The organism is Rhizobium sp. SEMIA 4085, from assembly GCF_013004495.1.
Taxonomy (GTDB): Bacteria; Pseudomonadota; Alphaproteobacteria; order Rhizobiales; family Rhizobiaceae; genus Rhizobium; species Rhizobium gallicum.
This window is the reverse complement of record NZ_JABEPH010000327.1, coordinates 1-6,918: the sequence shown is the minus strand read 5'-3', so window position 1 is coordinate 6,918 and position 6,918 is coordinate 1. Positions and strand designations below refer to the sequence as shown.

General features: G+C 57.4%; 12 protein-coding genes and 2 tRNA genes. 6 read left to right on the top strand and 8 right to left on the bottom strand.

The annotated features are described in order from the left end of the window. The coding region (locus C9413_RS25235; protein WP_170251054.1) for a cold-shock protein at nucleotides 1–300 on the top strand (300 nt) is incomplete at its 5' end. 11 nt (nucleotides 301–311) lie between these two features. Continuing rightward, entirely contained in the window at nucleotides 312–785 is a 474-nt protein-coding gene (locus C9413_RS25230) for a DUF192 domain-containing protein (protein ID WP_246703843.1), read from the top strand. A gap of 35 nt (nucleotides 786–820) precedes the next feature. On the opposite strand, the gene C9413_RS25225 is transcribed toward C9413_RS25230, so the two are convergent. Together C9413_RS25225 and C9413_RS25220 are read right to left on the bottom strand one after the other, a co-directional pair. Beyond that, nucleotides 821–1,018: a hypothetical protein gene (locus C9413_RS25225; protein WP_082046510.1), complete on the bottom strand. Its 198-nt coding sequence runs from the start codon at nucleotides 1,016–1,018 to the stop codon at nucleotides 821–823. A 57-nt stretch (nucleotides 1,019–1,075) separates the two neighbouring features. Next, a tRNA-Pro gene (locus tag C9413_RS25220) sits at nucleotides 1,076–1,152 on the bottom strand. 287 nt (nucleotides 1,153–1,439) lie between these two features. On the opposite strand from C9413_RS25220, the gene C9413_RS25215 reads away from it, so the two are divergent. Together C9413_RS25215 and C9413_RS25210 are read left to right on the top strand one after the other, a co-directional pair. After that, nucleotides 1,440–1,745 (top strand): ETC complex I subunit, encoded by a 306-nt coding sequence (locus tag C9413_RS25215; protein WP_039844773.1) that lies wholly within the window; start codon nucleotides 1,440–1,442, stop codon nucleotides 1,743–1,745. A gap of 48 nt (nucleotides 1,746–1,793) precedes the next feature. Next, a tRNA-Arg gene (locus C9413_RS25210) sits at nucleotides 1,794–1,870 on the top strand. Between the two features lie 238 nt (nucleotides 1,871–2,108). On the opposite strand, the gene C9413_RS25205 is transcribed toward C9413_RS25210, so the two are convergent. Both C9413_RS25205 and C9413_RS25200 read right to left on the bottom strand, forming a co-directional pair. Further along, nucleotides 2,109–2,270: a hypothetical protein gene (locus C9413_RS25205; protein ID WP_170251052.1), complete on the bottom strand. Its 162-nt coding sequence runs from the start codon at nucleotides 2,268–2,270 to the stop codon at nucleotides 2,109–2,111. A gap of 125 nt (nucleotides 2,271–2,395) precedes the next feature. Further along, a complete protein-coding gene (locus C9413_RS25200; protein WP_039844775.1) occupies nucleotides 2,396–2,926 on the bottom strand; it encodes a cytochrome c in 531 nt (176 codons plus the stop codon). Between the two features lie 138 nt (nucleotides 2,927–3,064). On the opposite strand from C9413_RS25200, the gene C9413_RS25195 reads away from it, so the two are divergent. Continuing rightward, nucleotides 3,065–3,268, top strand: coding sequence for a DUF1515 family protein (locus C9413_RS25195; protein WP_039844776.1), 204 nt, complete (start codon nucleotides 3,065–3,067; stop codon nucleotides 3,266–3,268). Here the strand turns inward: C9413_RS25195 and C9413_RS25190 are convergent. The 3 genes from C9413_RS25190 to C9413_RS25180 form a co-directional block, all read right to left on the bottom strand. After that, nucleotides 3,249–3,488 (bottom strand): hypothetical protein, encoded by a 240-nt coding sequence (locus tag C9413_RS25190; RefSeq protein WP_039844777.1) that lies wholly within the window; start codon nucleotides 3,486–3,488, stop codon nucleotides 3,249–3,251. The two genes, C9413_RS25195 and C9413_RS25190, sit on opposite strands and share 20 nt — an antisense overlap. A gap of 385 nt (nucleotides 3,489–3,873) precedes the next feature. Further along, nucleotides 3,874–4,362, bottom strand: coding sequence for a GNAT family N-acetyltransferase (locus tag C9413_RS25185; protein ID WP_039844778.1), 489 nt, complete (start codon nucleotides 4,360–4,362; stop codon nucleotides 3,874–3,876). Between the two features lie 640 nt (nucleotides 4,363–5,002). Further along, nucleotides 5,003–5,266 (bottom strand): DUF982 domain-containing protein, encoded by a 264-nt coding sequence (locus tag C9413_RS25180; RefSeq protein WP_039844779.1) that lies wholly within the window; start codon nucleotides 5,264–5,266, stop codon nucleotides 5,003–5,005. Between the two features lie 619 nt (nucleotides 5,267–5,885). On the opposite strand from C9413_RS25180, the gene C9413_RS25175 reads away from it, so the two are divergent. After that, nucleotides 5,886–6,539, top strand: coding sequence for an HAD family hydrolase (locus C9413_RS25175; protein WP_210263604.1), 654 nt, complete (start codon nucleotides 5,886–5,888; stop codon nucleotides 6,537–6,539). Between the two features lie 88 nt (nucleotides 6,540–6,627). Here C9413_RS25175 and C9413_RS25170 read toward each other — a convergent pair whose 3' ends face one another. Continuing rightward, nucleotides 6,628–6,783 carry a hypothetical protein gene (locus tag C9413_RS25170; protein ID WP_223844036.1) on the bottom strand — a complete coding sequence of 52 codons (156 nt, stop codon included), beginning with the start codon at nucleotides 6,781–6,783 and terminating at the stop codon, nucleotides 6,628–6,630. Between the last annotated feature and the right edge of the window lie 135 nt (nucleotides 6,784–6,918).

The window sequence follows — 6,918 nt, the reverse complement described above, 5'->3', positions numbered from 1 at the left end:
GCGTACCCCGTCCATCCGTCACAGCTGCCGCCGGTGCGCACCCACGTGCAGGTCACCCCGACGAGCGGCCTCGAGCGGGCACTGGTGAAGTGGTTCAACCGCACGAAGGGCTTCGGCTTCTTGACGCGCGGCGAGGGTACGGAAGATATCTTCGTGCATATGGAAACGCTTCGTCGCTTTGGCTTGACGGAGCTTCGCCCCGGTCAGGTCGTCCTCGTCCGCTACGGCGATGGCGACAAGGGCCTGATGGCAGCCGAAATTCACCCGGATATGCCAAGCCCGGCAAGCCGGTCGCACTGATGCCTCGCGGCATGGCAATACAGGCCATCAAAGGCGCCTTTCTGGCGCTTTTTTTCATCCTGGCCGTCTCCGCCTTTGCCCAGCAGCAACCCCATTTCGACAAGGAACCGTTGGTGATCCAGACTGCCTCCGGCAGGATGCTGAATTTCACGGTGGAGATTGCCGCCAGCAGTGAGCAGCGGCAGTACGGCCTGATGTTCCGCAAGGAAATGGCCGAGGATGCCGGAATGATCTTCGACTTCGGCCAGCCGCGGCGGGGGACCATGTGGATGGAGAACACCATTTTGCCGCTCGACATGCTCTTCATCGACAGCGGCGGCACCATCCGCCACATCAAGGAAAATGCCGTGCCCTATTCGAGGGCGATCATTGATTCGATGGGTGAGGTGAAATACGTCGTCGAGCTGAACGCCGGCATCGTCAGGAAATTCGAAATCAAGATCGGCGACAAGGTCGCAAGCGCCACGGTGACGAGGAAAGAGTAGCGGCGCGCCGAAGCGTCGGCCGGATCCTCTTGGAATTACTGCTTTCTCACCGGTTTGGCCTTGGACTGGATCAGTCGGTCCATGAACAGCGCCATCTTGCGCTTGATGGTGCCGTAGGTGCCGAGTTCGAAGTCACAGTGATAGCAGGTGATGATGTCGCTATCGAGCGGCTGCGGGCGCGGAAAGTTCATCCGGGTCTTGCCGCACTTGGGGCAGGGGACTTCAACTTGCATTTACGGCTCCTGCGCAGGGCCATTGGCCGTCTGCGAAGACAACATTTTTTGAAAGGATGGTCGGAGTGGAGAGATTCGAACTCCCGACCCTCTGGTCCCAAACCAGATGCGCTACCAGACTGCGCTACACTCCGTGAGAGGGGGCAATACACGCTTCACCCCGGCCCCGCAATATCTAATTCGCGTCTTCCCCGTCTTCAACACGGCATTGTCGTTTCAATCACCAAGCCCTCCGCGGGCTGGATCTCGGCTTGCGGCGCAAGCATTCCCCTCAGTTGGCTTTTTTCTTGAAAGTCGAGGGATTCGCGGCTAAGCAAAATTCATCTCGTCGCGTTATAGAGGCGATGAAGACCATTCCGGAGACGGGATGGGAGGGTAAGTTACAGCGGGTCAGGCCCGCATATCCGGAGGCGAGCAGCTGATGTCTGCCAAGATCTACCGTCCAGCCAAGACCGCCATGCAGTCCGGCAAGGCGAAGACGCATCTTTGGGTGCTTGAATTCGATCAGGAGCAGCCGCGCAGGATCGATCCGATTATGGGCTACACGTCCTCCGGCGATATGCGCCAGCAGGTGAGACTGACCTTCGAGACGCAGGAACTGGCGGAAGCCTATGCCAAGCGCAATGGCATCGAATACCGCGTGATCGCGCCGAAGGAACCGGCTCGCCAGACAGTCGCTTATCCTGATAATTTTCGCTATACCCGCACGCAGCCCTGGACGCATTGAGCGCTCAGGCATGCCCTTCTCGCCGCTGCAAGGACGCAGCGGCTGGATGGCCCCTTAGCTCAGCTGGATAGAGCACCTGCCTTCTAAGCAGGTTGTCGCAGGTTCGAGTCCTGCAGGGGTCGCCAAACCATATTCCAAGTTATTGATTTCATTATAGATACGACCGCGCAGGGCAAATGGAACGACCTAGGTTCTGTTCGACAGGCGTTCCGACGCGCCGCGCGCCAACTTCTTCTTGTAGGGTTCCTTCGTGTAGATTTCGGAGATCGCTCCCGGCCGGGGGCGTCGTAGATTTCGACGATCCGGGTCAGCACACTGCAGCAGCTGTGAGCATTTCAGGCATTGCGAAGAAACGCAGCTTGTTCATGATGGCGTATGGCGAAATCCAGCTTTGGCCGGATCGTCGAGACCGTCATGCACGAGAGCATCGCCGTAGGCCTGCGACGCCTCGTCAATGTATTCGACGAACAGCCGCCGCGGATCCGCAACATCGTCATGGCGCTGAGTGAGCCAAGTCGTGGTCAAGGACGACAGGCACCCATCGCGGAGCAAGTGCGATAGTCGGAATGGATGCAGCGTTCAATGGCTGCTTTGGGTGCTTCCTGACGCCCGCAACTCCACCGCCACCTTCACCCGGCATTCGTTACCTCCTAGTTTGGCGCGGCGGCTGCGGTTTCGCCCGGCGGCAAAATCCGGAACATAAAGGTTGAAACCTTCTCCCCTGGCTTGAAAGGACCAGGTACTTGATGGCTTACCGGTTTCAGGCTTTGAAGGAATGCCGCAATCGATGTCACGTCTTCTTCGGTGAGCTTCGCGAATGCATGCCACGGCATGATTGGCGCCAGGGCGCGACCATCGGGCCGTTGCCCGGTCTGAATCGCAGTCACGATTTGCTCGCTGGTCCAGTTGCCGATGCCGGTCTCCTTATCAGGCGTAATGTTGGGGCTGACGAAAACACCTTCCCCCGGGATTTCAAAACCGACATCCGAGCCGCCCAGAAATCGCGAGCTGTCCGGTTTTCCAAAGAAGTATCCCGGTGTGTGGCAGTCGTTGCAGCCGCTGATCGTGACGAGATATTCGCCGCGCGCAATCTGCGTATCGTCGGCAGCCGCTGCCATGGACGGCTGCAGACTCAATGCAGAGGCGGCTAAAAACGCGAACCGAGCGCTCAATCGAAACACCTTACCCTCCCTGACTTATCTCTTGAAACGACTGAATAACACGACGAACCTGCTCTATATATTAGCCATTTGGAATTATCGATTACGCGGAAGAGGTCCGCTATTTCAGGCAGCGGCCATCTAGGAGGATCTTCCGGAATGCGAAAGGTCACAGATGATGTTCAGCATTGCAAGCTGACGGGGATCGGCGCGCTTGCCGACATCGGCGTCGGCGGCATGGCGATGGGCATTGCGTTCGCAGACGCAATCCGGCGGATAGGGCGATTATTCTTGGACGGTAGTGCCATAAGACGAAGGACTACCTCGTCGCCACTAGCGTTTACTAGTCAACAAGAGACCTAGGATACTCCGGGGCGGGCGGCGCGCAAACCTCATCGAGCCTCCCCACGATGGCACCCGGCGAACTCATGCCGGAGCTGACGAGGGCGATTGCCTGCGCTAGCGCAGCCTGGCCGTGTTCGCTTTTGACATCAACATGATTTCTCTCTGACCAACGGCCGACTACGGACGTTATCAGTTCAATCTCATCATCGGTAAAGGAAATTAATTCGAAAAGAGACATAACAGCTCTCCTATTTCAGGCAAGAGCAGATCGTCTCTCAAGCGGCCCGGGGCACCCGGTTGAAATTGTCGGACCGATAACTAAAAATACGCTTAAACGCCCCATAAGGCAAACGAAGCCATCTTCTTGTTCGTCCAGCGCCGGCCGCATGGGATTCTTCGAAGGTCAACCGCACTGCCGAACGGGTAAGTTGCCGTAACGGCCGGCGCTCCTTGCCTTCACATTCGCTCCCTCATTAAAAAGAGCTCCGCCGCAGCGGGTCTAGGCCGTGTACTCCCAAACGATAGCTAGCCGATGTCGGCTTTCGGCATAACCGCCGAGTGTTTGACCAATCCTCCGCATGTGTCGGCAGCGCGGGACATTGCTGCCGTTGCATTCGCGACGCTTAGTTCTTAGCCAACATGGGCAAGATCAGACCCCACTGTGTTTTCTGAGGTGGTCCAAACAGCTCGAAACCCAGCTTCTTATAGACGGCTATCGCCCGTGCATTGTCTGGATGCGGATCAGTCGCGATCACAGGTGCCCCCTCATCAAAGAGAGCCTGCATTCTCATGCTGATAAATGCTGATCCATGCCCAACACCGACCATTTCGGGGTCTCCGATGTATTGGTCAATTCCCCGCGAGCCTTTGGGAAGAAAGGCAAAATGGTGATCTTCCCACCCGTGAACTGTGTAGTCCTGCATGAACGCAAATGGGCGCTCGGCGTTTGAAACAATCCAGCGCGCTGCCCGAGGATCAGCCAAGTCCGCTTCATCGTATGGCTCATCTGAATCCCACCATTCACGGACATGCGGGTTCGATTGCCATCCCATGAGCATATCGAGATCATCCAGCGTCACCTTGCGAAAACTGTACCGATTGGTTGTCATCATTCGAACAGTTTAGCAGATCGCCCGCCGGTAGGTATGGGCCCAGCGCTGTCATCCGCCTTGCGTAATCCTTGGGGAGCCGATGTTTGTTCAAAATTGTCGTTGGGATGATGCATGTATATGGCACGATCCCGGCCACGTCCTGGCGCGTCATGTTCTTCGGTCGTGCTTCCCGCCAACACTCGACGCCAAAGGCAAGAAGAACCGGAAGGGCTTGAAGCCGTGGCTGAATGCGCGTGCCGGGCATTGCCGCCACAGACGACAATCGCCAATCGCCCACGATGCCGCCGAGGCTTTGCATTGGCCACCTGCTGGCGCGGCACAAAACGCCATGCACGGCAGTACGAAGCAGCGTTCATGGCTCCCACGGCAGCGGCACGAGAGGAGCGCGGCATGAGGGAGCGCTTGAACTCACTTCATCGTCGGCGGAAACTCTTTTGGAGGCGGAGTTGGATTCGGAATTTCTTCGGGCGGCAAATCCGGAATGGGCTCTTCGATGGGCGGTTCGGGAACATCGGGCGGCCGATCAGGAACCGGCCCCGGCTTTGGGCCTGGCGTCGGCTCAGGCGGCATGGTCGTCATGGCGGCTCCCTTCTATGGTCCCAAACCAAACCATTCCAGTGTTGATTTGTTCCTGCGACCCTCAGTGAACAACCGTGATCACCGGAATGCCAGCTTCCTCGGCCGCTCGAATCAGTGCAGATCTCGCCTCAGCCGGCGACGTCGTGCCGTGCAACGCCTCCAAACACGTCTTAACGGCCACGAGGTATTCCTCGCCATCGTCGAGGGGCCACGACGCGAACAGGGCTTCTGCAGCGTCTCCCAGCGACCTCACCAACTTGTATTTTTCAGAGCCATTCATCACCAGCATCAGCGGCGCGAACGATCCGAATTTGTGCCAGTTCATTACACTTGAACTCCTAGCGGCAAACACATTAGTAACTGTGCAAGAGTCGTGCCGTTCAGGGTGGCAGCATTAACGTCTACCGTGACCGCCAGATTCATAGCTGTGTTAGCGCCCAAGATGGACACGTTATAGGGCCGGACAAGGAGAAGGGTCGGGTTTGGCAAGCCATGCTGCGCAGTTGCTGAAGGACGGTCCACCTGAGCTTGCCGGACAGGAGCTGGATGCTCTCCGATATCAGATCACCGATTTGTTGGACGATCATTCGGGGTGAACGCAGCGGAGCTGAAATCCGCGCGATTGCGTCCCAGCCTCATCAGCCTCTTGCCGACCTGATGCTTCTTGGACGCGGCACATGGTCCGGGAAAGGAAAATGGATTCCCCGCCTTCTGAAGCAGCTCGACAACGAGTTGTTTGATACGTTCGACGTAGGTTTCAAATGCGCCGCTGAAGGGCGGGCTGCAGAGTTTTGCCGTTTGACCGAAGCGGAGCTGGCTCGCAAAAGTGGCCGGTATTTCGATGGAGATCGCCGCGAGACGCGCCTTGATGCCCGCAAGACAAGTGCCGTGCCTGGACGGTCCCGCTGACTTGCGATTAGCTGGGCTTCGATGCAGGATTTGGGATGGTGAAAATCTCCTTTGATGTTGACGGTGTTCTGATCGATGGCTGGCATTCAGATCCGTCGCTTCGCAAGCCCTGGGATGCGACGATCGAGGCCGATCTCGACGTTGACCGGGCAGCATTCGGCAACCTCTTCTTTGGAAAAGCGGGCGACCGTTCGATCTCGCTTATGGCTGAATGCATCATCGGCAAACGCGATCTCGAGGAGGCGCTTGCCGAGATTCTCCCTCAGGTTGGATATCACGGCGATGCGAAGGACTTCATGAGATATTGGTTCGAAAAGGATTCGAATCTCAACAGGGAGGTTTTTGATCTGGTCGAGAGCATAAGGAGCGGCAGTGATGTCGAGCTCTACGTCGCCACCGGCCAGGAGCATCACCGGGCGCGATTTCTCTGGAACGAACTCGGCTTCTCGAAGCTGTTCGACCGTATGTTTTACAGTGCGGAAATTCGATACCCGAAGAAGGACATCCGCTTTTTCGAGGCGATCAATTCCCGATTGAGCATCGGCTCCGGCGAGCGCCCGATATTTTTCGACGACCAGCCCGAAATCGTCGCGGTGGCGAGGCAGGCTGGCTGGGACGCAAATCCGTTCGTTTCCGCGTCAGACATTCGCCAGCTCCCGCGGCTGCGCCATCTTTTGGCATCCGGGTGATCGCCGGTGGATATTGCCCGCGTTTCCGCCCTGGAATGCGCGCAAACTCTGTACGCTTCGCAGGGCGGTTAGGCGCGAGGTGAAGCCGTCAGTGGCTTCCGGCTTTTTTGCTGGCGAGCAGCATCACATAATCTTCGGCCGCATCCGCAAGCGCGAGCGCCACCTCGGCAGGCGTCCAGCCATGCTGCTGCAAGCGCTTGATCATTTCGAACATCGCGGCTTCGACTTCCGTCCGGCAGTTCAAAGGATGCTCCGGTCTGCCATTTGCATGCTGAGAACCGTGAATTTCAATCATTTTCTCTGCCCCCGTGTTTTGGAACCTGTTATTTCAGGCGCCATTTAGGCAAAGAGCATCGCATAACTTCACGCGGAAGCAACT

Bases quoted from the DNA above. Each gene is read 5' to 3' on its own strand.
- C9413_RS25215 (WP_039844773.1), top strand. From the start codon at position 1,440: ATGTCTGCCAAGATCTACCGTCCAGCCAAGACCGCCATGCAGTCCGGC.
- C9413_RS25190 (WP_039844777.1), bottom strand. From the start codon at position 3,488: ATGTCTCTTTTCGAATTAATTTCCTTTACCGATGATGAGATTGAACTG.
- C9413_RS25225 (WP_082046510.1), bottom strand. From the start codon at position 1,018: ATGCAAGTTGAAGTCCCCTGCCCCAAGTGCGGCAAGACCCGGATGAAC.
- C9413_RS25175 (WP_210263604.1), top strand. From the start codon at position 5,886: ATGGTGAAAATCTCCTTTGATGTTGACGGTGTTCTGATCGATGGCTGG.
- C9413_RS25230 (WP_246703843.1), top strand. From the start codon at position 312: ATGGCAATACAGGCCATCAAAGGCGCCTTTCTGGCGCTTTTTTTCATC.
- C9413_RS25185 (WP_039844778.1), bottom strand. From the start codon at position 4,362: ATGATGACAACCAATCGGTACAGTTTTCGCAAGGTGACGCTGGATGAT.
- C9413_RS25180 (WP_039844779.1), bottom strand. From the start codon at position 5,266: ATGAACTGGCACAAATTCGGATCGTTCGCGCCGCTGATGCTGGTGATG.
- C9413_RS25195 (WP_039844776.1), top strand. From the start codon at position 3,065: ATGCGAAAGGTCACAGATGATGTTCAGCATTGCAAGCTGACGGGGATC.